Raw genomic sequence first — 23160 nt, forward strand, 5'->3', positions numbered from 1 at the left:
GTTCTACTATCAACGTGAGGTTTAACGCAGCATGAACGCGCTGGCCGGTCCCGAAGCGGCAGATGGCCTGCCGCGTGCACGCGCGCCGGCGCTGATCGGCGCACTCACGTTGCTGCTGATCGCCGGGCCGTTCATCGGTCTGGCGTTTGTCACGCACTGGAGCAGTTTTCATTTCGCCCCGGGCGATACTGGCGCGATCGCTGTGTCGCTTGGATACAGCCTGATCTCGCTTCTGCTGATCATTGCACTGGGCACGCCCCTGGCGTGGTGGCTGGCACGACAATCGTTTCGTGGCAAATGGATGCTGGAAGCCATCATCCTGCTGGCCTTGCTGACGCCGCCGCTGGCGATGGGCATTTTGCTGACGGCGCTGTTCGGCCCCTATGGTCCGGTGGGCAGTCTGGTGGCACGCACCGGCGTCGAGCTGACCAACACCGCCGGGGCTTTCGTGCTGGCGCAGTTCTACGGAGCGTTGCCCTACTACGTGGTCGCGGCTCGCGCCGCGTTCGAGGGCGTCCCGCGCGAACTGGAACATATCGCGCTCACGCTCGGCAAATCGCCGTGGCAAACCTTCTGGCAGGTGAGCATGCCGCTGGCGCGTCTGGGCCTCGCTGCCGGTATCGCGCTGGCGTGGGTACGGGCACTGGGTGAGTTCGGTATCGTGCTGATCCTGGCCTATTACCCTCAGGGCATTCCGGTCAAGCTTTGGGTCAACCTGCAGGACATTGGCCTGACTGCGGTGTACCCGTTGCTGTGGGTGTTCTTTCTGGTGGCGATGCCATTGCCTTTGATACTTGGCCTCGCTTCCCGTCGCCAGCGACTGTTCTGAACCCATGCGCATCGATTACCGCATCGACCGTCCTGTGCGTCTGGAGACCAGCTTCGAGGTCGAGGGATTCACCGTGCTGCTCGGGCAAAGCGGCGCGGGCAAAACCACACTGCTGCGCGCCATCGCGGGCCTGCTTCCAGCCCAGGGCGAGCCCTTCGGCGGGTTGCCGCCGCAGCATCGTGCGATCGGTTATCTGCCACAGGGTTACGCGTTATTTCCGCACCTGCGTGCCTGGGAAAACGTGGCGTTTGCCCTGCCGCGTGGTCCGCAGCGGCGCGCGCACGCGCTTGAACTCCTCGCGCGCGTTCGACTCGCGCAGGTCGCCGACCATTACCCCTCCGCGCTGTCGGGCGGCCAACAGCAGCGCGTCGCGCTGGCGCGGGCGCTTGCGCGCAAGCCGCAACTACTGTTGCTGGATGAGCCGACCTCGGCGCTCGATGCCGCGACGCGCGACGAAGTCATGGCCGAACTCATCTCCGAGATGCACGAATTCGGCTTGCCCGCGCTGGCGGTCAGTCATGATCCGCATCTTGCAATGCTCGCGGACCGCGTTGCGGTGATGAGCGGGCGGCGCATCGTGCAGCAGGGCACGCCCGAGGAAGTGTTGTCCCGACCAAGTAGTGTGGCAGTCGCGCGGTTGCTCGGACATCGCAATGTGTTCACGGCTCGCGTCACCGGGCATGAAGCTGATAAGGGAACAACCATACTGCACTGGGAATCGGCGAACGGGGTGACCCTGCGGGTGCCGCAGCAGTCGGGGCTGGCAGCGGGTCAACGCGTGCACTGGATGATCCCTGCTGCGGCGGTACGACTGCCGTCTGCGAAGCCCGAACAGCACTGCAGCGACAATCCGGTCATCGGCCGCGTTGAAACGCTGCTGAATCTCGGCGCGCACTGCCAGGTTGCCTTGCGCTGCGGCGCCGAACAGTTGTGGCTGGCCGCGCCGGTTACTCTGGTACGCCATCACGGCCTGGCACCCGGCCACGAGATCACTGTTGATCTGCGCAGTAGCAGCCTTCTGTGCTGGCCGTACGTGAATTGCCCTGGCTCCGAGGAGCATGCCTGATGGCTTCGACAGACGCTGAACGTCTCCCAGTGCTGGTGCGCGGCACCGGTGACATTGGTTCGGCGATTGCCCTGGCGTTATTTCGCGACGGTTACCCGATTTTGCTGCACGACGGGCCGGCACCTACCGCCATGCGGCGCGGCATGGCATTCACAGACGCGGTGTTCGACGGCACGGCGGTACTCGACGGCGTCACTGCACGCCGTGTTGACTCCTGCGCGCCGTTTCACGACGTGCTTGCGGTGGCGATGTGGTCGGCCATCATCGACGCCCGATTGCGCAAACGGGCGATACCCGAACCGCTGCGTGGTCTGGCGCCGATCACCATCGGCGTCGGGCCGAACTTCGTCGCGGGCGAGACCGTCGATTTCGCAATCGAGACGAGTCTGGATGGGCGCCAAGGCATGATCGTTGAATCTGGTTCGACCTCGCCGCTTGCCGGTGAGCCACTGCCGCTCGGTGGTGTGGGTCGGGAACGATTCATCTATGCACCGGTCGCTGGCCGTCTGCGCACCACGGCGCGCATCGGGGCGGTAGTTGCGAAGGGCGCTGTCGTCGCGACCATCGCAGACACTGTTCTGCTGGCGCCGCTCGCCGGTGTCATTCGGGGCCTCACGCACGACGACGTGCCCGTGGCGAGTGGGACGAAGGTAGCCGAGATCGATCCGCGGGGCGATCCGTCGAAGGCTTTTGGCGTCGGCGAGCGACCACGGCGCATCGTTGAAGGCGTGCATCGTGTGTTCAAGGACGCGGATGCGCGAGCCTCAAACAAAGCAGAAAAGGACAACCCATGACAGCGCCGGACACCATGCCCCGGAACCGCCCGGCCGCGTTCAGCGGCGGCGCCATCATCGGCGCCCTTGGCGGCCTGATTGGCCTCGGCGGTGCGGAGTTTCGCCTGCCGTTGCTCATTGGTGCATTTCAGTTTGGCGCGCTGGAAGCCGTGATCCTCAACAAGGCGATGAGCCTCGTTGTGGTCGCGTCGGCCCTGCCTTTTCGGGCGCACGCAGTGCCGTGGAGCGCCGTGGTTGCGCACTGGCCCGTCATCGTGAACCTGCTGGCCGGCAGCCTGCTCGGCGCATGGCGCGGCGCAGGCTGGGCAACAAGAGCACGTCCCCAGCTGCTGTACCGGGTGATAGCCGGCCTGCTTGTCGTGATTGCTATGATCCTGCTGTTCGGGCATAGCGCGACGCAACACGATGCCGTGCCTGTGACAGGGATCGTGCAGGTGACGTTGGGGGTCATCGCCGGGTTCATCATCGGCACCGTCGCGGCTCTGATGGGCGTCGCCGGCGGAGAACTGCTGATACCGACGCTGGTGCTGCTCTTCGGTATCGACATCAAGCTGGCCGGCAGTCTTAGTTTAGTGGTGAGCTTGCCGACGATGCTGACCGGATTTGCGCGCTACAGCCAGGACAGCAGCTTCGCCGTCCTGCGAAAAAACCGGGCATTCGTGCTCCTCATGTCGGTCGGCTCAATTGGCGGCGCATTCGTAGGTGGCCAGTTGGTCGGCATCGTCTCCAGCGCCGTGCTGCTACCGGTGCTCGCCGCAATTCTCGTGATTTCGTCGGTAAAGGTTTGGCAGCATAGTTGACGGCAACGCGCCCGCCTACAGGTCCGCCGAGCATTCTCGATAAATTCCAGAGCGGACGTTGCCCTGTCTCGACCTCAATATCCGCCCCGGGTCGATCAGCGTCATTCGACTTTATTGTCCAATTCTGAAGCCGGACCGAGTCAGCCGAGCGAACCCTGTCCGAGCTACCCAAATTCCCGCCTCACGCGGCCAGCGTGTTCTCACGCTTAACCCGATTTTCCGTTCCACTGCGCCTCAGCCCCCAGCATTGAACATCCGTGACGCCATCTTATGGCCAGACAGGAAGCTCTTGATTTATTGGAATAATTTAATAGGGGCGGCTCGCAAACCGGCACCGGGCTTTGACCTGACTACCGTCGTAAATTGCACTGAAATCAAGGGGACCCCATGGCAGAGCAGCATAAACCCGGCGAGATTGTGAAGACCTCGGGCATCTATAAGGTAGTCCGGGAAGGCGACGGCGGAAGTGGCTTTGAAGTGACGTGTGTCGAAGGCGAGCATTTCCCCCCAACCCGCAGCGGCAAGGGCGCGCATTACGAACTGATTCATGGTGCGACCCACTCCCACAAACACAGCGAGCTGGGCAGCAAAGACTAACCTCGGGGTGGTGCCCGTAACGTTAATACGACCGACGCGCCGTGTCCGCGCTCGTCAGGCCGGCGTGGTCTCGGCGAGGCTTCGTCGACCCACCGCCGAAGGACGGCGGCTTCTGGGGTGTCGACTGAGTAGCACGGGCGACGGGTGAAGCTCGACCACGATCGGCTGCGCCGCGGCAGGGCCCTTTCGCTTTACGACTTCTACGGATACGCCGTCAGTTGTCGGCCGGACCGATAGCCGCAACTCAGCCGGCGATGGGTCCATAGCCGCCGCCAACGGTCGGAAAACGACAAACAGGGTTTCACTTGACTTCGCGACAACCTGCAGGCGCCTCAGCCATTCGGTTTTGACGTGGTTTTGCCAGAAAAGAAGCGCTCCGCATGTTCCCGCGCGGAGGATCTGCTCTGCAGACCAGAGGGAGTCGGCAGTCGTTTTGGGCCGTAACAGCAAGGTGTTTTCCAGCGGGACGCCCACATACGCGAGCCCCGGAGCATTCGGCTCTTGTGGTGGCTGGACCAAGGTGATCGGTCGCTTCGTGGCGGCGAGAGCCGGAGCCAGAAGGCGCAACTCCCCAATCCCTGTCTGCTGGAGCATCACCTCAGTGAGTGCGCCCAAGGGCCATCCACCGCCCGGCAGCTCCGTCGAGAGGCTGGCATAGCCGGTATCGACCGTCCGTCCACCGCCGCGCGCCAGCTGCGCACCGCGCCACAGTGACGGATGGATTTCCTCGACACGTGCCGGTAACGCGCCCATAAGCCCTCCAAACCCTGTATGTTTATACAGTATAGAGCATCATGCGGAATGCCGGGGCCTGCGACGCGAGGGCCGCACGCTCCCTGTTCGCGCTGGACTCTTTCGAGTAGCGAGAGCGTGCGGGTACAGCTACCGTGACCGGCCGCGATCGATCTGTGATGATCACCGGAACCGATTGTCGTCAATCCGCCGGAGCGGCCGCGCCCGGCTTTCCATCGCCCAGCGTAAACGCCCACTGCCGTCGCAGAAAGTTGCCGAACGGGACTTGGCCACGCTTTTCGTCCCGCTCACAAAAGTAGTAGATCAGACTGTGGATTACTGAGAGGGACAGCGGCGTGTGAAGAAGAGAATCACCAAAACCGGCACCGCCGATCCGGGCCTGCCCACTCGAAGCATGGCAGGTGTAGGCACCGTAGATATCGACTGGGAAAATCGATATGAACGTCAACGCGAAGATCATCGCAGCAGGAATCTCGCGATTATGACCTCGCGCGCGCGGAAGCCAGATGCTCACACACAGGAGGATCGCACCCGGCACGACGTGGACGGCGTTCGCATCGCAGTACGAAAACGCCGATGAGATTACCACCGATAGTACGAACATCGCGCACGTGAACTTTGTCGTTACATCCAGCGTGCGCGGAAGGTATGCGACGGCGGCGGCAAGCGGTAGGCCTGCCCCGATCGCGTCGAGGGAAACTGTATTCATCCTCTTCCCAGTAAAGTTTGTCCATCAGCGTAACGGCAAGGGCAGGCTCACGCAACGCAGCGCCGTTCGCTCACGCGGCCTGCGATTGCTCGGCAAAGGAATGCACAAGTCGCGGTCTAACCGGACCCGCACCGGCTCCCGAAGCGGCCAGCCGCAGGCCGTCCTGAGGCTCACCGGCGACCTCCAGAAACTGGTGTCTCAACCGCATGGCCTTCGCCTGTGAGCATTGCATGAATCTTCGGATTTCCTTGACGGTTGGCCGCACTCGCCCGTCGGCGATCGCACTCGTTAGCTGGACCAGTTCTGAATTGACGACGCTGTGCATCCGATGATCGGTGCGTCCGCTACTCCCGGTCTGAATCGCATGACTACCGGTGACCTCAATCCGATAACCATGCTCGTCCTCTACGGCCGTCCCGCCCTCTGCCGGACTGGCGCGCAGCGGCGTGCTACCGGCAAGGATGGCGGCGTTACTCGACGATACTGAGACGTCTGCTGCGCTACTGCTGATGCGCGAGGGGCCGGAAAGCGCGATCATCCAGCCCAGGCAGGCGACGCCTTCCAGCAACCAGCCCATCGAGAGAGCAAACACAAGATCGATCGTTCCCCGCGGTGCTCCAAGCACGTCGGCTACCCGCGACGTTACTGGATCATTTCTCGCTGCATCCGCTTTAGCGTTCAGTGCATCGCGCGCGGCAACTTCCCTGTCGGCGGTTTCTTCACGCCGGCGTGCTTCGTTCGCTTCGGTTTCAAGCGCGGCCAGTTGGGCCGCAAGCGATTCACGCTTGATGTCGAGCGCTTCACAGCGGACTGTGCAATGTGTCGAGCGTGCCACGAGCAGTGCATGGGTTACGCGGGCCTGTTCGCGAGCGATCGCGTCCGGCGCACGACCTGGAAGCGCGGGCACTGCGGGCACGTCACGTTCCACCAGAGCCGCCCGCGCCTCGCCAGCATGGCGCTGCGCGGCAAGGAAGAATGTCGCGTGCCCGTAGCCGGTGCTGACCATGCACACTAGCCATAGCAGGACGGCCGTACAACGCACATGCAACGGCGTCCCATGACTAAGCGCCGGAATCAGGTGTGCACCGAGCAACAGGACAAGCCCTACGGCAGCCCACGCGAGACGTTCTGATGCTGCTCCCCCTCGTTCAATTCCCGCGATGATGGATATCCAGGCAGAAATGCCTGTCGCTAGGACGGCGAGAAGAAATGCAGGTATGCGAACTGAGAAGGCAGGAAAACGACGGGAAGGTTGCCTGAAGCCAAGCGCGGCGGTGTTGCTCATGATGCGGCCTCTTTGGTTTGCGGTCGAACTCCGCTGCCCATCGCCAAATGGGGTGAGCGGGCACAAGGCAGGGTTGGCGAACCGGAACCAAAGAAACCGGCAGACCCGAAGGTCTCCCCACCAGGGCCCGCCCATAGAACCGGCGTGCAGAGGCGCAGGCACAAAAAAGCCGCTTAGCGCGGCGTGTGCGCTTTGATTTGTTCAGGTCGCCAAACCCGACGTCTGCTGTTTCAGGCGTGTCTACAGTATAGCGGTGCCGGGCAGGGTTAACAACCGGCGAACGGCGTGTCGTGCGACTAAACGGACTGTCCCTTATCCCGTGCGCTCCGTCACAGCTCACCGGACAGATCAGCCGCCCACTAGCCAACAACAGACAGGTGTATCAGAACCCGTACGGATGCTGGCTCCAGCGGCGAAGCACCTGGTAGTCGTGCTCCGGCAGCACGATCAGCCCGTCCTCGGCCGCCTCAAGCACCCGCTCCATCTGGCCGCTCTTTATGAGGTTGCCGTGCAGGCCGTAGAAGTACCATGCGAACGGCATGCCGATGCGCTCATCGAATTGTGTGAGCTTGCCGTACAGGCTGTACACGTCGAGCTTACCGGTGTTTTTGAGTTCCGCGATCTTGCGCGTATGAGCCCACTGCGGAACGAAGCTCAGCTCCCGCATGCCACTCGGATCGGTGTAATCAGAAGTATTGAAGGTCCAGCGCAGGCAGGCCCGGTGGCCTGCACGACCGGCGCTCGACGCGCTCCAGTCGTCGAAAAAGCGGCGACCCGACCACCGCACCTGATCGTAACCGGGCGTGAGCTCGCGCACCGTCACGATTCGCTGCTCGCCCGTCGAACGGTTGGTTTCCACCAGACGGCGGTCGCCGTCGGCGCGCCGGCGCCGGTCGTACATGGCAGTGGCGAGCGAAATGAATTGCTGCATGTCGATCGCACCCTCAAGCCGATATCGGGGCGTGCCGAGCATGCGCGGTTCGCTGCGCTCGATGAAGGCCATCCCGGTCGCGCCCCTCCGAAGCTCGTCGATCCGGGGCAAGCCCCAACTGTCGTCGCGCGGAAACAGCTCGCGCTCGACAAACTCCTGCTCTTCCCACACTTCGAGTTGAACGAAGTTGTCCTGCTCCCCACCACGGTCATGCACGAAGTAATGTAGCAGCGGCCGGATCTCGGTCAGCCGATAGCCAGCATTCCTGTACGCTTCCCACACCGCGCGCACCGAACCGCCATGCGCTTCGAGCTGCGCGTCAATCCACGCATGATAGTCGGCCGCGATCTCGCGATCTTCCGCGTCGAGGATGCGCGCAGGGCGCTCGCTGTACACGTCGCGGGCCATGACGTAGCGCGCACTTCGATAGTCCGTGCGCGTGGCAAAAGCCGTCAGGAGGTCGGAGTGGTTTTTTGTGACTGACGTCGCGGCGACGATCGTCGCCAGCACGTCAGTCTGCAGGTCGTATTCTTTGCGCATGGTGCTACCTTGTTGCGGGGCCGAAGAGCCGCGGGTCGAGGGTGAAGGGTTCGCTGCTGAGGACCTTTACGCTCGCCATGTCGGGATGCATCGGGTTCAACAGCAGGTTGAAGTCGGTTGGACAGACGACCGACGGCACCCGCATGGCCAGCCGTTCGCCCGTCTCTATCCACTGGCGGCCGAGGGCGCGCGTCGCTTCCGGATCGCGCGTCAGGTCCGCCCACCCGGTCGGCAACGCAGGCACGAACGCCGCATCGTAGACCGCGTCCGCCACATCGAGCGTCACCAGAAAGTAGCCGCCGGCAGGCAGCAGGCCCGACATGTGTACCAGCGCCTCAAGCAGCGCGGTCGACGCGTGACAACACGTGTACAGCACCCGCATGCCTCGCGGGTTCCAGCGACCGCCAGCCAACGCCGCGCCGTTGCCGCTCAGATCATCGGCCCGATAATGGCCGCGCCGTTCCTTCGCCAGTCGGTACAGCCTCATGCAGACACGCCGTGGATGATGCGAAGCAACAAGTCGCGCACGCGGTCGTAGCCCGGCTGCGAATCCAGTACCTCCAGCGGCCGCAGGCCGCCCAATTCCATATGCGGCCGTTGCATCCATTCTGCCGCCAGTGCGTCGTCTTCGAACACCTCCGCTGCCTGCTCGAATACATAGAGCACTCGCGCGACGCGATCCGACTCGGGTCCGGACAGGCGTTCTTCCTTCGAGATCTTGCGGAGGATCGTCGAACTCGGCAGCCCAAGACCGCTCAACAGGGTTTGTACGGGAATATGCAACAGCTCCTTCGCGACCCGATCGATAATGATCGCCTCCATTCCCTCACGAATCTGGCGGCGCTGCTCAAGCGGGTCCATCTTCCGGAATGATTCGAAGTCGTGCGGTTGTGCGCCGAGGCCGTTGGAGCCTGCGAACGCCTTCGCCCGTTTGCCGGCGGCCGGGTCGCGGCCGGCGGGTTGATTCAGTGCCATGCGAGTCTCCCAAATGAGAACATCATAGCTCCCAGATTAGTACTGTCTCAAATGGGAGTCAAGGTATTTCCATATGGCAGCAGTATCGCTCGGGACACGGACGTCGAAACTGTACTTGGGAATCGGTCTTGCTGACCGAGGGTGTAACGTCGAGGGAGAACCGCCATGTGCTACGGAGAGCCAGACAAGCTGCTCGAACTTGTTCTCGGGAATCGCGAGCTGCCGAGAAACGACCTCGGGCACACGCCGCTGGACGACTTTCGCGACTTCTGCGCCCGCACGCGCTGCAAAGAGGATCACGGCCTTTTCTTTCGTGAAGGTCGCGTACGTAACTGCCGCTCTTGGCCGCGCCAGCTTCCGACGCGCCGTTGAATGGAATGATCCGCCGCCGCCAGATGCCGCCCACATGGCGCCGGATGAGCTGCTGCAGCTGTTCATCGTTGATGGCGCGCTTCCGAAGAACGATCTGGGGCATACGCCGCTCGACGACTTCGAACACTTCTGCGCGTATAGCGGCTGCAATGAGGGTGCCCTAGGTCAAGGGGCATTCGCATTCGTCAGACTTGCATATGTGACGGCAAGCTTGGGACGTCGAGGGTATAGATGGGCGCCAATCGACGACGAGCTGGCAAAGGCCCGGGCGAACGTCGGCATGCTCCTGCGCGATCACCCGCCGGGAACCACCGCTGACATTGCCGAGTACTGCGTGCTGTACTGGGATGGCGACGAGCTTGCCGGCGCGCACCTTTCCGCTGACCAGCCCGGGACCGTCGACGAACCGTTCGACACGGATGAGGTGCTTCCGGAGATCGCTGAAGCGGTCGACGACTGGCTCAAGTCGCCAGTCTTCACTTTCCGCCCGTCACTTCTGGAGTGGCTGAAAGATGCGCCGCCGCGCGATTCCGCCGTCTGAAAAAAACTGTCTGACCACACGGCGCCTGTCACTGTGGGCTCCGTCTGCCCTGATCGCCCTTGCGACGCTCACGGCGAGATCGCCGCAGAACCGAGGATACCCATCAGGGTCCTCGCGTTGCGCTGTCCCTGGTCTTCGAAATTGTTGTTGAACACGACGTGAGTGCGCCCCACCGCCTTCGCGATCTGCAGGATTGAAACGGCTAGCTCCCCTAGCTCCTGCTCGGTGTAGTCATAGTTAAACCTCGAGGACGCTGAAGCTGCACCCTGGATGTTCCACGTTTCATGATTTCTGCCGTGCAGCCGGATAAGAGCGAGTCGCGGGTTCGTTACCTGCCAGATTGCCGGGATCGAGTTGGCCGTCGTGTTCGGTTCGTCGACAATCACATTGACCAGCCGGCGCTCGCGCTCCATCGCGAGCGTCGCCTCGCGTGCATTTTCAGAGAACTAGGACTTGTGTCGAAATTCGGCTGCGAGCGTGTAGCCGTCCATCACGTCCGCACAGTGCTCGACGTGCGCCCTGCCGTCGGCGTTGTTCACCACCCACGGCGCAAACTGGAAGTGCACAGCGCCCAACCTCCCCGCTATGCGCAACGGCTCGATTGCTTCGACATACCGACGCCAGAGTTCGCGCAGGATCTCTCCAGGAGTGTCCTTGTAATACAGGTTCTTTTTTTCGCTTGCTGGTAACGCGGCCTGTATATCCTTGGGCAGCTTGGCCCGGTCTGTATGATGCCCGGTGAAAAGGCGGAATGCCTTGATGTTGAACGTGAAGTGCGGCGGCGTTCGCTCGACCCACAGCGCCGAATTCGAGGCACTGGGCATCGCGTAGTAGCTAGAATCGACTTCGACCAGCGGAAACTGGGTCGCATAGAAGCGCAGTCGCGCTTCGGCGCTCGTGCAGCCGGGAGGATAGAACCGCTTGCTTGCGATCAACGTTGGGTCCGTCCAGGATGCCGTACCTACGCTAATGGTCATGGATAGGCCTGTTCGTTTCGCATGCGAAAAGCGTCCCGCACAACGCTTGATAAGGGGCGCGCAGCACGCGGTCGAAGTATTCCGTAGTGGGAAGTGGCATTGCGCTCTGCTTGCGGAAGATGCGATCCAAATTCTAGCGCTTGACTTGGGCGGCTACCTCGATCGAATCGCTTTCCCTCGTGCGACCATGTTGAAACGGGCTGAAAGCGCAACGCCGACTAAAGCCGCCAAAGCGAGCGTACCCCATATCACCGCCGCGCTCCGATCGCCGATTGCAAGCCAACTACCGACATAGTTGCCCAACCCACCGCCCAGTCCCCATGACAAGCCCACTGCGCCAAAAAAAGTCGCTTGCTTGCCTTCATGGGCAAGCTCTGCGGTTAGCGATTCTATCGCTGGCAATATCAGCGTTTCCGCAAAGGTGTAGGCGACGACAATACCTAGCAGCCAGGCGAATCCCTCTCCGAGTCCGGCCACTGAATAAAGCACTGCGAGAAAAATGTACGACCACAGCAAAACTTGGTGCCGCGAGACTCGCCGGAAGACAAGCAACGACGCGCCCACGAACACTAGACCCGCAATGCCGTTGGCCGTAAAGACGGCGCTCGCCCCAGCCTCTGAGCCAGTCAATCTCGCGCCGAGAATTGGAAAAAGGACAAAGAGCTGGGAGAAGAGGAACCACCACGCGAACGTGGCCAGCAGAAAAAGCAGGAAGACGCGGTCTTTGACGACCGCGCCCCACCCCGAGAGGAACGCAGACCTACTGAGATAGGTTCGGTCGAGGTGACCGAATCCTATGCACCATACCGCCATACAGGCGAACAGCGCACCGCTAACGTAAAACGGCGCAATCGCGTTGAAGCCGAGGAGATACGCGCCGAACATCGGACCAGCGACCACTCCAAGATTCAGAAGCAAGTTGTTGAGTACAAATACCTGGGGGACCTGGCCTGCCGGCTGGCGGCCAAAGATGCCATAGACCGCCGATTCGTACAGCGATGTGCCAAGCCCTATTGCAAGCGTGGTAGCCGAGATCATGGCGAAGCTGCTCACGATGCCAAACCCGCAAAAGCCGACGGCGCGCAACGCCAGCCCAAGTACCATCAGCCCTCGGAAGCCAAAGCGGTCTGATAGGGGCCCGGTTATGATCGGCAATGCGCGCGCACCGATGAGATGAATCGACAACACTGTGCCTACCTCGGCAGCGGAGAAGTGCAGTCCACGCGCCATATAAACGGCCATGAGCGGGAAGGCCATGAACGTAGACACGTTGAGAATAAACTGCGCCAACAGAAGTCGACGGACATCGCGGGGCAGCACCGCGAAGTCATCGTAAAGACTCTGGGCGAGTGCTATGACTCCAGCCTTTCGCTTCTCATCGGCTTCGCGCCTGCTGATCATGGGCTCTCCTAGACGAGCCCCTCTCCCATGGTCAGATCTTGGCGGCCGTTGCTCTGGCGGAGCCGGGCGAAGGAGCTCTTGATATCCTGCATTGCGTTCTCGACGGTGAAGGAGCCATTGTAATCGTCGTCCAGCAGTTTGAGCATCGGCTCGAGGATCGCGCGCTCAACCGGGGTGAGATCAGGATGCCAAACGTCTACGAGAAGAATGGCGCGCGACTCCGAACTTCTGTTCCAAACTTCATGCTCAAAGCTGTCGTCGAACGCTAGCACTTCGCCGCTTTTCCAAGCGCGAACCTCGTCGGCCACTCTAATTTCGCAGTCGGGCGGTATGCTGAGGCCAAGGTGCAACGTAAGCCTCGTGTTCCATGGGGCGCAATGCGGCAGAATTTTTCCACCCGGGCGTAGGACCGAAAACATGGCTGTCTCTGCCACGTCCGCATCTCGCAGTACGGCCGCTGTAACGGGATAGCGATCTGTCTCTTCGTCGTTGAAGTACCAACGTTTGAGAACCGCCGCCCGCCACTCGGTGCCTGTGATGAACTGGGCGTTGTTTTGGGTGTAGGCCGAGCGTGATGCTTCGGCGGACCGCGTCATAAATTCTTCCCTAATCTGCCGATAGTTTCTGGCGAGCTTTTGGCAAAAGGGCACTGCGTCCGGCTCGTGCCATGCGGTGTCGGACAGCCCAGGATAGTAGAGACGAGGGTGCTGATAGTCATGAACCGATTTTGGGCTGCTTCGCATACACAACGAGTCAAGCCACTCTAAAGGTCTACTGGTATCTGGGTCAGGGCGTAGGGCGCTGAATCTGTCCCGGAACTGCTTGAGGCTATTGATAACCTTGCCGCTGATTTCATCCATGTTCTTCCCCAATGAGTTTCGCAGAATCTGGCCGTTCAAGCCCTGCGGAATATCGCCTCTGCGAACTCTGCCAAGCTTCGAAACTCGAAGTCAGCACGCGTGTTGTCTTTGCCACCCGGGGTTGCGCCGGAGCCTTGCATCCCATGCCTGCGGTCAATGAAGCACGTTGTCAATCCGCAATCTTTAGCGGGCTCTACGTCGTGAAAGATGCTGCATGCCACGTGCAGCAGTTCGTCGGGTCGGATGTCCCAAGCTCTGACCTGCTCGATCAAGTACTCGAAGTTCTTTCGGTCGGGCTTATAGGTGCCTATGTCCTCCGCGGTTATGACAGCGTCGAAGCGCACTCCCAGGCGTTCCTCGGTCCGGGAGAAGTTCTCGTTGTCGACGTTAGACAGTACTACCAGCTTGTACTGCTTCTTCAGTTGACGAAGCGCGTTCGCGGTATCGGGAAACACCGGCCAGTCCCCTACGGTTCGCCCATACCGCTGGCATTCGTCCCACGTCACGGGTACCGATAGCTGTTCGGCCACCCGCTTGTACACCGTCGCCAGCAAGTCCCGGTAGAGCTTCCACGGAGTCGCGTGTTCTAACGCGATCGCGTGCCGCGCGTGCAGTTGGAGCAGTTCTTCGGAGCTAATTTCAGCGCCCGCCTTAGTCGCCAACGGCTGGAGGGCAGACACCATACCCGCCTCCCAATCTACGAGCGTACCGTAGCAATCGAAGGAAAGCGCCTTGAAGTCTTTGAACGCCATATCACATGTCCCAGGTTAGTGTGGCCGTCTATCAGAAGCTCGCAACCATCGGCATTTCTCGATGCGGTCTTAGGGAATCGTAGGGATGAGTAGGATGCCCCGGTTCCGTCGGACGACGCGTGAAGAAAATCAGCATGTCGCGGGTAGCGCAGCGCGATGTGTCTACCGCACGCACCGGCGATAGACTGTGCTTGCGTTCGTTGTCGACGATGAGCAAAGTGTCGAGGAATGAGCGATGCTGGACTTTTCCCAGGATCAGATCGCGGCTTGCCTGTGCGTTTGGCGTTCCGTTCACTTCCTTGACGTCATGGATATACGTCTGCGCGCTGTCCGGTGACATATTCGAGTGACCGAGCAGTGTTGTCATAGTATGTTCGACACCGTCGCTGTGGACGCCCTCGAGCGCCGGTTCGCCAAGCAAGTCCGGCGTCGTAACGGTCCGGAGGTTGAACACTGTAGACACCCACAATCGCGACGTGTGATTGAGCCTCGGACGACCCTGGATAGCGATCCCATCAATGACATAGGCTTTGAAACGCAGCAGTCCTTGGAACGCCGCATTTAGCTGAAGGTCATCCTGGATCGCCCGAAATTCCCTGACCTTGCCCGAATCGTGGCGAACAAAGTCTTCTTCTTTCGAAAGGATGAATGGTTGATACTCGGCTCGTTCGATTCGTCTGCCCCCGAAGTCGATGACAAAGCGCCCGTTGCGGGATCTGCGAAACGGTAAGGTCGGGTCGGGAGGTAGCGATTCGCTCACTCGTTGGAGTTCAGCGAAGTCACCGTCGGTCGCCCCCATCTCGCTTAGTATTTCCCTCATGGTGTGCCCTGAGACGAAGGCAACTCGCTCCCGGATATAGCCCTCTCGAAGGCGCTTCAGCTCAAGAGAGAGGTTTTTGATAAGCATTGCGTCCTCCATCTGTGTCGTTAAGCTGCGACCTTCGAGCTGATGCTTTCCTGAGTAAGCCGGATTAAAGAAGCTTCGACTTCCAAAACCTCGTCCTCCGACTTTCCAATTGACAGCGCTTCGAGGCGGCCGGACTGATTCGCGTCTTCTGCTGTGATCACTACGCCCCGTTGGGTGCGTTTGTCGAAGGCAAGACCGGTTTCCCGTAACCGTGACATCAACCTGGACAGGGAGCGCGTCCTGACTTCATTGCTCGTTGCAGCGACTGCCCTGTTGCCGTAGCCTTTCCCCAAGAGCTTTTCGCAGATGGCGTGTACGTGAGAGCACCCTCCGGTGCGGCCATTCACCTCGTTGAAGATCACATCGCCTTGACTGGTTACGATCCCGTCGACGTCAAGCAAGCCGTCGAATCCAAGATCGCACGCGATCCGAGCAACTTCAGTCGCACCCGAAATAAATTTTGCCGCGAGGAACGGCGGCACTTCACCTGGCGGAATCGTAAGTCCGAAGCAACCGGGATTCATCCTCGGTGAACCCCAGTTCCTAAAGTGGACGCTGCTCGTAGCCCGTTCGATCAGAAACTCGGCATAGAGAATTTTCTTTACCGGGTAATACGCTTCGACTACGAGCGCAGCTCCTTCGTACCCCAATCGCTCCCATATCGTATTGAGCGCATCCGCTCCGTTGCCAACAAACTCCAATACCTCGCTTGCGCCTTGCCCGGATATGCCGCGAACCTTGGTCACGACCAGATTCCCGTCCGTGGACGAATGGCGATCCTGTTTGACGATAACGGACCCAGTTACTTCGATAAGGTGCTGCACAGCCTGTGACAGCTCAATCAGTGAACTGACCGAACATCCGTCGGCGATCGGTATGAGGCGTCCAGCGGCCATCGCCCGGAAAATTCGCTTGTCATTGAAGAGCTCGGCGCCGCCCTCCGACAGGAACGGATTAGTGCCTTCACGCCTTCTTATGCCGAGCGCATTTACAAAAGTGTCAACGTCCCGGTCGTGGTAGTACGGCCAGATCGTCCACTCATTGTCAGTATCAATAGCCTCTCGCACCCGCGGAAGAAAGTCCGACCCGAGAAGTATGTCAAGGCCCATTGGCCCGCAAAAATCCGAGGGCAGCTCCGGTGCGAGGAACGTCACGTCACCGTCGTCGTATTCCATCAATTCTGCGATGTAAATCTGCATTTGGTGACTAAGTGGCCTCGGTAGCACCACAATGTCGCCCGGCTCTGCAAACCATGCATGACGCATCGCAAGCGTCGTGCTGCTGCGATAGAAATCTGGGGACCATCGGTATTGATCGCCCATCATGCTTGGGTTGTCGAGATTCGCTATTAGAAGTTTCGGCATGCCTCTTCCACCTCATTCTGTTTGGATGTGTCAGTAGATGGGATAGCAATGCGCCAATGACAACGCGGCCCGCGTCGTCATTAGCGCATGTAGATCGGGTTGGACCGCGCCGTGCAAGGCCCATCGTGTGGGCCAACAGGAGCGTTGCGTACCTATCGCTTGTGGCTAGAGTTCGCGTTATGTCGCCGGTAGACAGACAGACCTGTATACCCTAGTCAACTTTTTTAAGAAGGCAATGAATTTTTTTTGACGTGGTATGAAGGCGAAGCAGGGAAAGCAAAGCACACCGTCGCTGAAGGACGCGGGAGGGGGCTCGCCGTTGGCGTGGTATCCTCCCCTCAGCCAACGTTAGGTTGGCGGTCTTGGGCGCTTGCTGCGGTCAAGCAAGCTGAACAACCCTTGTCCGATGGACTTTTGATCGTCTCATGGCTCACAAGAGAGAAGACATCCTCGCGGCCGCAACCAGATTGTTTGCAAGCGACGGATATCACGCTGTCGGCGTCGACCGGATCATCGCCGAATCGGGTGTCGCCAAGATGACTTTCTATAAGCATTTTCCGTCGAAGAACAAACTCATTGTCGCAGTGCTTGATGCAAGATCTGCCGCAGCGCTTTCGTCTCTCCGTTCATTCGTGGGTGGCAGAAGCACACCGATGAAGCGACTCCAGGCCGTTTTCGATTGGCATTCAAGGTGGTTCGGGTCAGCAGATTTTACCGGCTGCATGTTTATCGCTGCGACGGCCGAGTTTCATAATTCTCAGCCCGAGGTCTCCCGGTGCTCCTCGGAGCATAAACGCCTCCTCACCGGTTTCATCTCCGAAATCCTCTCTGACTTGGTAGAACACAGGTCTGTCGACCGGCTCGCCCGACAAACCGTCATGTTATTGGACGGTGCGGTGACCGCGGCGCTTTTGCACGACCGCAGCGCCGCCGCGAAAGAGGCCTGGGTCGCAATGCAAGCACTGGTAACCGCCGCCGCCCGGCCGCGCTGAGAAGCAGCCGCTTCCGATAGGCAATTTCGCCCAATCCTGACATACTGTTGACGCGCAAATAGACGAACCTGTCTGTATGTGATGTATCGGCCGTCGCGAAGGACGTCTTCCGATTCGGCCGTTGATAAATGGTCCTCATTCGGATGCGAGGTTGGCTGATGACGACACAGATGCTTTTCGCAACGCCCACTTCTGACAAAGGCAGCGCGATTGGGATACCGCGGCCCCCCACCCTGCTTGAACTCGCTTCGCAATTGCTTAGTTCGGATTTCCGAGCCGATTCCGCGATCGATTGGGGCAAGCTGCCCGGATTGATATCGAAGGGCACGAGCGCGATAGCGACGGCGTACGAATCGGAAGACTCGGCGCTTCTACATGACGTGCATCACGCCCTTTACATGCTGCAGTCCGCTCACTTTGCGTCGCCGGACGATGTCGCCGCAGCCTCCCAGTTTTCGCCTTTCACGGTCGCCCTTCGAAGCAGCATGGAAGACGTGATGATCGATCGGATGCTTTCCAAGCTTGAACTCGACGAAGCCGTAGATCAACTAGGCTCAGCGATACGGGAACAGGTTCGGCAACATCCGGCCGGAGCACATCGACTCTTCGATCACTTGGAACAAAGAGCATCAGTGGCCGAGATCCGCCTGTTTTTTGAGAGTGACGCGAGGCTGAACGAGCGATTTTTTGACCTTCTCGCGATGTGCTTGGTCGGCACATCGGGCACGGCGAAAACCGAGCTTGCAGCAAATCTTTGGGACGAGGCTGGGCGAGGCAACAACGCACGAGGCCATGTCCATCTATTCTCGGAAGCGCTCGCTGCAGTGGGCGGGCGAGAACCCACGATCGAAAGCTTGGCTTCGTGGGAATGGCAGGCCCTCGCTGGCCACAACCTCTTCGTTGCACTGTGTTCTAACCGGAAGCATACATTCCGAGCAATGGGCCTCATGGCCGCGACGGAACTGCTAGACCCACCTCAATATTCCAAGCTTATCCAGGGCTGCAGGCGAGTAGGACTACCCGTGCCCGAATACTATTCGGAACACGTAGAGATCGATGTCGTGCATGGCAGCGGATGGCTCGATAACGTAATCGCACCGCTTGCGCGCTCGAATCCACGGGCCGCAAGGCACATACTCGAGGGCGTCGCGTTACGGCTTGAGAGTTGCCGCGACTATTACGATACGCTCTTACGAAAGCTGCAGTCGATCGGTAGCTAAACGGGAAACCATCACTGCGTGCAGCACACGGCACGCTTTTCGACGGTCGCGAATGAGTACGCGAGAGGAATCCCCAACGGCTGTTCAGAATGAGCGTCTGGCCGTTGGGGAACAGAGCAAGAGCCTTGCAGTTGTTTTGCCCCCTCGCTCAGGCCAAGCTCGCACTTCTATCACGGTGCTTTTCGGTTTCGGACTAGTCAGGTCCTCGATACGAACCGCTAGAAGCCCTTGAAGCCACGTCGGATGCACTCCTTAATCAACGCGTTGCACACCGCGAGCGGTATCGGCGTGCGAAGTAGCGGCTCGAGGGTTGGAAATAACACACGGTCCGCATCAAGCACGCCAGCCACGTATCCCTGCCGTTCGCTCAACGACCAGTGGCCCTTTGTTGGACGGGTCCACCGGCGCGACGTCGCCATCGGAGAACATCGCGAGCCGAATCTCTGCCTCTGTCGGCTTTCGCGTGGACCGGAAGCGTATTGTCCGTATGGACGCTGTCGCCAACGCCGCGTCCCTTGCAGCGTCCCGTTTACGGTTATGGGTCCGATCATCCAGTTCGACGACTGCTAGCAACTGCAGCGCGGTGTCGTAAATCGCAAAGTCGACGCGCTTTTGGGAGATGCGGTTGAAATCGCTTAATCGCTTGCCCGTACCCGGACGCGGCTCTATTAGTGCGGACATTGCCACTTGCGGAAATATGTGTTCGTCCGGAAGCGCCCGGCGCAGTCGTTCAAAGAACTCCATCTCGTTCGAGGTCATCAAGGGCCTCGCGCAATATCGCGGGTCGGGTGTCTTTCTTTTGTTGCCAACTGCGAACACCAGGCCGACAAGTAACATGACAGCGAGGAGTGACAGATTCAAATGCATGGTGCCTCGACTTTTTCCTATTCAGTTCGGAGCGCATCTCAGGAGAAGCCAATAGCGATCGAGCGCCTACGCGGAGACGCGTGCAGCCGGCCATGCAGACGTTCTCCTGGTAGTCCGCCCACACCGTGTGGCCGGCAGCGCACTACTCCGTTCCTCTTTTTTCGATGACCCTTCCGCTCCGCCGGGCCTCTATCCATGCAGCGCCGCTGGCTTTGCGGTGTTTTCGTCTAAGTCATGCTCCAAGACGACGCTTGAGATCAGACGCATCTGGCGATGTCTGGAAGTCCATGTAATCCGCAGCGAGAATCGTCTGTCTGGCGGCAGCCGGCGTTAGATGCTCTGTGACGCTTACGGATTGTACGGCGTAGGCGACCCTGCCGTGGGGCAACTTCAGCGCCAACACATCATCGAGCAACTGGGCCACTTCCTGATCCCGCGGAGAACGCCTCATGGTCATGCCCGGTGAATCGATCACCATCGCCACAGGACATCTGACCTGCTCAGCGTCGGCGAACGGAAGATCAATGTCAAGATCGGCCACTGCGATCAAGAGCGGGCAGTTCTGTATCAGCGACCCGTTTGTAAATCCGGCCGGGAAATCGCTTGGGTGCACATATCTCTCCGTGAAGGCGAGCCGAAGGTGTTTGAGCTGCGGGTGAGCGGCATACGCGCGAATCGCTGTTGCGCACTGGGTCGTCGTCTGCGTGGTGGCACGGAAAACAATCATGATTGTCCTCTACGTCAGCCGGCAGGATGCCGGCGAACTGAAAATGCAGAATTATGTGACGGCGATCGACGGAGTGCGATGGCTCACCGGCTTTTCGCATGCGAAATCGACCTATCCACCGAAAACCTGCTGCAGATCATCCAGGCGATGAGCGTCGAGCCGCTAGCTGGCATACCGGATTGGGTGTCGGCACTTTGCGCTCGGAGTTAGGACATTCGTGAGCGGCTTACCGGCGGTAGCAGCCGGGCTGCCAGAGCCCGGCTCCCGCGGCTACATCAGCGCGACTTGCGACGGTGGATGCGGAAGGTCTCAGGTATTCCCCCGCTGAGCAGAAGCGCGCAAGGCGGGGCTAGCGGCCTCCAAGACGCTGATGTTCGTGCAGCAGGTACGATAGATAGCTACGCGTCAGGTCACAGAAAAGGCGCGCCTCGCCCTCGGTCAACTCGTACGCGTCACCAAGCACCGCACCGTGTCTCACGCCACCTCCGGTCGGCGACGACAGATACCCGTGCAACTTTTCCATCCATGAAATGGCTTCGCTGAGCACGCGTCCGCGGTTGAACCGCTTGAGGTCGCCGATGATCCGGTTGAAGTATTTACCCGTCACCGTTCCGTCTTCGTGCTCCAGCCCCTGGAACGCGGTCGACACGGTTTCGAGCAACCAAAGGATCTCCTGCACGGCGAGCCGATACTTGCCGGTGGTCAGCAATCGCTCGGACTCCGCAAGCGACCGTTGGATACGGTCGTTAGCCTGTTCGTCTAACGACGGCACTTTGGCCGGCACCGCGACCGGCATGACAATGCGTCCCACGACCAGCCTCGGCGGATCGATCGCGTATCCGCTCGCAGCCAGCGCGTCGTTGACGTAATGCCACGGCGGCAGGCCTGCATGGGGATGCTTCTTCGCGAAGTCCTGCAGGGCGTCGTACAGGGCCTCTACGAAGAGTGCCGCGTTCCGCCCGGCCTGCCTCATATAGCCGAGGAGGTCGCTCGCGGCCCAGCTTTCGCTCGAGCTTCGGCTGGAAGACTCGCCGCAGCACGCGGCAAAGCGTGGCTTGAACAGCTCGTAAATATCCTGCCGGCTGCCGTGCGCGGGCAGGCGGGATATGACCTGTGAGAACACCGCGTCGACGGCGTCATCAGGCATCACACCCGGAGACTCGTATCGCCACGCCTGATCGAACTGCAACATTGTTCGCCCCCGTTTCGTCGTCGGTCGCCCTGCCCTCAGTAGCCGGTGGACCTTCTGGGCTGCATTCTGCACCAAAGCAAGGACGTCATGAGTGTCAAACGAAGCAAAGTTACGTAGCCGACCGGTGGCGATCGAGGGTATGAAAGGCAAGCATGAATACGGCGAGCAGCCATAGCAAGCCGGCCATGACCCCGATCTGCCCGACCAAGGGGAGGAGCGCATGAGACATGATCTGCCAAAGCGCACCGCCGAGTAGCAATAGCGCAAAGTAGACACCGCCAAACAGGATGGCCCGTAGCCGCTCCATCGTGGGAGCAAGCGCAGGGTCGAGTATGACGTCACGACAGATGAAACCAGCGAGTGCGGTAGGCGCAGCCACAAACGCGCAGGCGAAGGCGATCTGACGTCCGACGAAGTAAAAGTTGTTCCGTTGCAGAAGTAAAACTTGTACCAACTAACCGTCTCGCGATCAGAACAACTGGGTGGTAAGGGCTGAGAGGTTGGCCCATTTCACCGCGCTCCGAAAAAGCCTCCCGTCGCCGTTGACCGACTCGACGATCACGCGCTGGCCACTTGCCTCCGCCACCACGCGTACAACACGCACCCCGTAACGCATCAAGGCACCTATCTCAGGACAGACTGGCCGGTGCCGCTGCCGTTTGACGGCGCTCATGTCCCTGCGGCTCCTTTGCGGGAACTGCGCACGGATTTCACTGCACCGGCGATGGCACGACGCGACTTGCGCCGCTCCGGCGGCCGACCGGCCGCAGTGGTCAATTTCTGCCGCAACACTTCGATCGTCTGGTTCTGCGCATCGTGGCTCGCCTGGAGCGCCCCCAGCTGGCCTTCCAGTATGCCCGCATGATGGCGCACATCGCCCAGCTGCTTCTGCAGCGCCTGGATTTCCCCTTGAGCGCGCTCGCCGTCGAGCGTTGCGCGCTGCTGCGCGCCTTCGAGTTCGCGTTGCAGGCGAGCCGTCGCGCTGCGCTCGCGATCGATCTCAAGGAGCGCGCGTTTCTCTGCCGCCTGCAGACGTGTTTCTGCCAGTTCGGCGCTCGCACGCACCTTGTCGAGTTCGGCCGCAAAATCCACTCGGGCCTGCGCGAGCGCGGCGTCGCGCTCACGGCCTTCCTGCTGCAGACGTCCAATTTCGCCTTCGAGCGCGCTGCGCGTCGCCGCGGCGGCGGCCAGCTCCCGCTCCTGGTCGCTCACCTGAACCTGTGACGCGAGCAGGGCGGTCGTCCGCTGCTCGAGCGCGGCCTCGGTGCGCGCGAGATCCGCCTGTAGCGTTGCAACCGAAGCCTCGGCGGCGAGGCGTACTGCCTCCACGTCGTCGCGCAAAGCGGCGAGCGACGTTTCAGCGGCCGATGCGGCACGTTTCCACAACGCGGCAACAAGCTCGCCGGCCGCGCCTTGCAGATCCTCGGGCAGGTCGGCGTGCTCAATCCGCACGCGGCTTTTTTCACGCAGGTCAGACCAGAACTCCGCAAGCACGGCCACGGGCGTGCTCATGCTGCCGCGACGCACCAGTTGGTGGAGCCGATTCGCCGTAGGCGTCATGCCGAACCGAAAGAACAGCAGCACGCAGGCTTCGCGGTACAGCTCGCGCGTCTGCGAAGTCTGGGGGAATTCGACCTTCAGGCGCTCGATCTCGGCGGCAAGGCGGATTTCGTCAGGTGCGGCGTCGGACATGGCATTTTTGGTCGCTT

At 60.5% G+C, this 23160-nt stretch carries 25 protein-coding genes and 1 pseudogene; 8 read left to right on the forward strand and 18 right to left on the reverse strand.

Going from position 1 to position 23160, the window contains the following annotated elements; translation table 11 throughout:
* The first annotated feature begins 31 nt into the window (after positions 1 to 31).
* The 5 genes from CJU94_RS36655 to CJU94_RS36675 all read left to right on the forward strand — a co-directional run bounded on the left by CJU94_RS36655 (position 32) and on the right by CJU94_RS36675 (position 4086).
* Positions 32 to 829, forward strand: a complete 798-nt coding sequence (locus tag CJU94_RS36655) for a molybdate ABC transporter permease subunit (protein ID WP_011875681.1) — start codon at positions 32 to 34, stop codon at positions 827 to 829.
* Between the two features lie 4 nt (positions 830 to 833).
* Positions 834 to 1895, forward strand: coding sequence for an ABC transporter ATP-binding protein (locus CJU94_RS36660; RefSeq protein WP_011875682.1), 1062 nt, complete (start codon positions 834 to 836; stop codon positions 1893 to 1895).
* Positions 1895 to 2689 (forward strand): hypothetical protein, encoded by a 795-nt coding sequence (locus CJU94_RS42080; protein WP_244221189.1) that lies wholly within the window; start codon positions 1895 to 1897, stop codon positions 2687 to 2689. Before CJU94_RS36660 ends, CJU94_RS42080 begins: the two co-directional genes overlap by 1 nt.
* Positions 2686 to 3489: a sulfite exporter TauE/SafE family protein gene (locus CJU94_RS36670; RefSeq protein WP_095423510.1), complete on the forward strand. Its 804-nt coding sequence runs from the start codon at positions 2686 to 2688 to the stop codon at positions 3487 to 3489. The genes CJU94_RS42080 and CJU94_RS36670 overlap by 4 nt, the downstream gene beginning before the upstream one ends.
* A 387-nt stretch (positions 3490 to 3876) precedes the next feature.
* Complete coding sequence (locus CJU94_RS36675) at positions 3877 to 4086, forward strand: hypothetical protein (protein ID WP_033536786.1); 210 nt, start codon at positions 3877 to 3879, stop codon at positions 4084 to 4086.
* A 54-nt stretch (positions 4087 to 4140) separates the two neighbouring features.
* On the opposite strand, the gene imuA is transcribed toward CJU94_RS36675, so the two are convergent.
* From imuA to parS, 6 genes are all read right to left on the reverse strand, one after another.
* Positions 4141 to 4839, reverse strand: a complete 699-nt coding sequence (imuA, locus tag CJU94_RS36680) for a translesion DNA synthesis-associated protein ImuA (protein WP_095423511.1) — start codon at positions 4837 to 4839, stop codon at positions 4141 to 4143.
* Positions 4840 to 5020: 181 nt separating this feature from the next.
* Positions 5021 to 5548, reverse strand: coding sequence for a hypothetical protein (locus CJU94_RS36685; protein ID WP_095423512.1), 528 nt, complete (start codon positions 5546 to 5548; stop codon positions 5021 to 5023).
* 70 nt (positions 5549 to 5618) lie between these two features.
* Positions 5619 to 6833: a hypothetical protein gene (locus tag CJU94_RS36690; protein WP_095423513.1), complete on the reverse strand. Its 1215-nt coding sequence runs from the start codon at positions 6831 to 6833 to the stop codon at positions 5619 to 5621.
* Between the two features lie 382 nt (positions 6834 to 7215).
* On the reverse strand, positions 7216 to 8304 hold the full coding sequence (locus tag CJU94_RS36695) for a hypothetical protein (RefSeq protein ID WP_095423514.1): 1089 nt from the start codon (positions 8302 to 8304) through the stop codon (positions 7216 to 7218).
* A gap of 4 nt (positions 8305 to 8308) precedes the next feature.
* The gene (locus CJU94_RS36700) at positions 8309 to 8791 is read right to left on the reverse strand and encodes an RES family NAD+ phosphorylase (RefSeq protein ID WP_033536808.1); all 483 of its coding nucleotides are present in this window, start codon (positions 8789 to 8791) and stop codon (positions 8309 to 8311) included.
* Positions 8788 to 9279: a type II RES/Xre toxin-antitoxin system antitoxin gene (gene parS, locus CJU94_RS36705; protein WP_208645446.1), complete on the reverse strand. Its 492-nt coding sequence runs from the start codon at positions 9277 to 9279 to the stop codon at positions 8788 to 8790. Before parS ends, CJU94_RS36700 begins: the two co-directional genes overlap by 4 nt.
* Before the next feature lie 313 nt (positions 9280 to 9592).
* Between parS and CJU94_RS36715 the strand changes: the two genes are divergently transcribed.
* A complete protein-coding gene (locus CJU94_RS36715; RefSeq protein ID WP_157763874.1) occupies positions 9593 to 10192 on the forward strand; it encodes a hypothetical protein in 600 nt (199 codons plus the stop codon).
* A gap of 68 nt (positions 10193 to 10260) precedes the next feature.
* On the opposite strand, the pseudogene CJU94_RS36720 reads toward CJU94_RS36715, so the two are convergent.
* From CJU94_RS36720 to CJU94_RS36745, 6 genes and pseudogenes are all read right to left on the reverse strand, one after another.
* Positions 10261 to 11169: pseudogene (locus tag CJU94_RS36720) on the reverse strand (DUF72 domain-containing protein).
* 153 nt (positions 11170 to 11322) lie between these two features.
* Complete coding sequence (locus CJU94_RS36725) at positions 11323 to 12570, reverse strand: MFS transporter (protein ID WP_095423517.1); 1248 nt, start codon at positions 12568 to 12570, stop codon at positions 11323 to 11325.
* Between the two features lie 8 nt (positions 12571 to 12578).
* Entirely contained in the window at positions 12579 to 13430 is an 852-nt protein-coding gene (locus CJU94_RS36730; protein WP_095423518.1) for an aspartyl/asparaginyl beta-hydroxylase domain-containing protein, read from the reverse strand.
* 35 nt (positions 13431 to 13465) lie between these two features.
* The gene (locus CJU94_RS36735) at positions 13466 to 14182 is read right to left on the reverse strand and encodes a haloacid dehalogenase type II (RefSeq protein WP_095423519.1); all 717 of its coding nucleotides are present in this window, start codon (positions 14180 to 14182) and stop codon (positions 13466 to 13468) included.
* 31 nt (positions 14183 to 14213) lie between these two features.
* Positions 14214 to 15089, reverse strand: coding sequence for a 2OG-Fe dioxygenase family protein (locus CJU94_RS36740; RefSeq protein WP_212159544.1), 876 nt, complete (start codon positions 15087 to 15089; stop codon positions 14214 to 14216).
* A gap of 20 nt (positions 15090 to 15109) precedes the next feature.
* On the reverse strand, positions 15110 to 16453 hold the full coding sequence (locus CJU94_RS36745; protein WP_095423520.1) for a preATP grasp domain-containing protein: 1344 nt from the start codon (positions 16451 to 16453) through the stop codon (positions 15110 to 15112).
* 425 nt (positions 16454 to 16878) lie between these two features.
* Here CJU94_RS36745 and CJU94_RS36750 point away from each other — a divergent pair, with 425 nt between their 5' ends.
* Together CJU94_RS36750 and CJU94_RS36755 are read left to right on the forward strand one after the other, a co-directional pair.
* Entirely contained in the window at positions 16879 to 17445 is a 567-nt protein-coding gene (locus CJU94_RS36750; protein WP_095423521.1) for a TetR/AcrR family transcriptional regulator, read from the forward strand.
* Positions 17446 to 17603: 158 nt separating this feature from the next.
* Positions 17604 to 18665 (forward strand): iron-containing redox enzyme family protein, encoded by a 1062-nt coding sequence (locus tag CJU94_RS36755; RefSeq protein WP_157763875.1) that lies wholly within the window; start codon positions 17604 to 17606, stop codon positions 18663 to 18665.
* Positions 18666 to 18998: 333 nt separating this feature from the next.
* Here the strand turns inward: CJU94_RS36755 and CJU94_RS36760 are convergent, their stop codons facing one another.
* The 6 genes from CJU94_RS36760 to CJU94_RS36785 all read right to left on the reverse strand — a co-directional run bounded on the left by CJU94_RS36760 (position 18999) and on the right by CJU94_RS36785 (position 23143).
* Complete coding sequence (locus CJU94_RS36760) at positions 18999 to 19532, reverse strand: DUF2726 domain-containing protein (protein ID WP_059888468.1); 534 nt, start codon at positions 19530 to 19532, stop codon at positions 18999 to 19001.
* 232 nt (positions 19533 to 19764) lie between these two features.
* Positions 19765 to 20259: a hypothetical protein gene (locus tag CJU94_RS36765; protein WP_059888469.1), complete on the reverse strand. Its 495-nt coding sequence runs from the start codon at positions 20257 to 20259 to the stop codon at positions 19765 to 19767.
* Between the two features lie 349 nt (positions 20260 to 20608).
* Entirely contained in the window at positions 20609 to 21451 is an 843-nt protein-coding gene (locus CJU94_RS36770) for a hypothetical protein (RefSeq protein ID WP_059888472.1), read from the reverse strand.
* 109 nt (positions 21452 to 21560) lie between these two features.
* The gene (locus tag CJU94_RS36775; RefSeq protein ID WP_059888474.1) at positions 21561 to 21905 is read right to left on the reverse strand and encodes a hypothetical protein; all 345 of its coding nucleotides are present in this window, start codon (positions 21903 to 21905) and stop codon (positions 21561 to 21563) included.
* Between the two features lie 15 nt (positions 21906 to 21920).
* Positions 21921 to 22124 carry a hypothetical protein gene (locus CJU94_RS36780; protein WP_043292963.1) on the reverse strand — a complete coding sequence of 68 codons (204 nt, stop codon included), beginning with the start codon at positions 22122 to 22124 and terminating at the stop codon, positions 21921 to 21923.
* Positions 22121 to 23143, reverse strand: coding sequence for a DNA-binding protein (locus CJU94_RS36785; RefSeq protein WP_059888476.1), 1023 nt, complete (start codon positions 23141 to 23143; stop codon positions 22121 to 22123). The genes CJU94_RS36780 and CJU94_RS36785 overlap by 4 nt, the downstream gene beginning before the upstream one ends.
* Positions 23144 to 23160: the final 17 nt, after the last annotated feature.

This window comes from Paraburkholderia aromaticivorans (assembly GCF_002278075.1).
GTDB lineage: Bacteria > Pseudomonadota > Gammaproteobacteria > Burkholderiales > Burkholderiaceae > Paraburkholderia > Paraburkholderia aromaticivorans.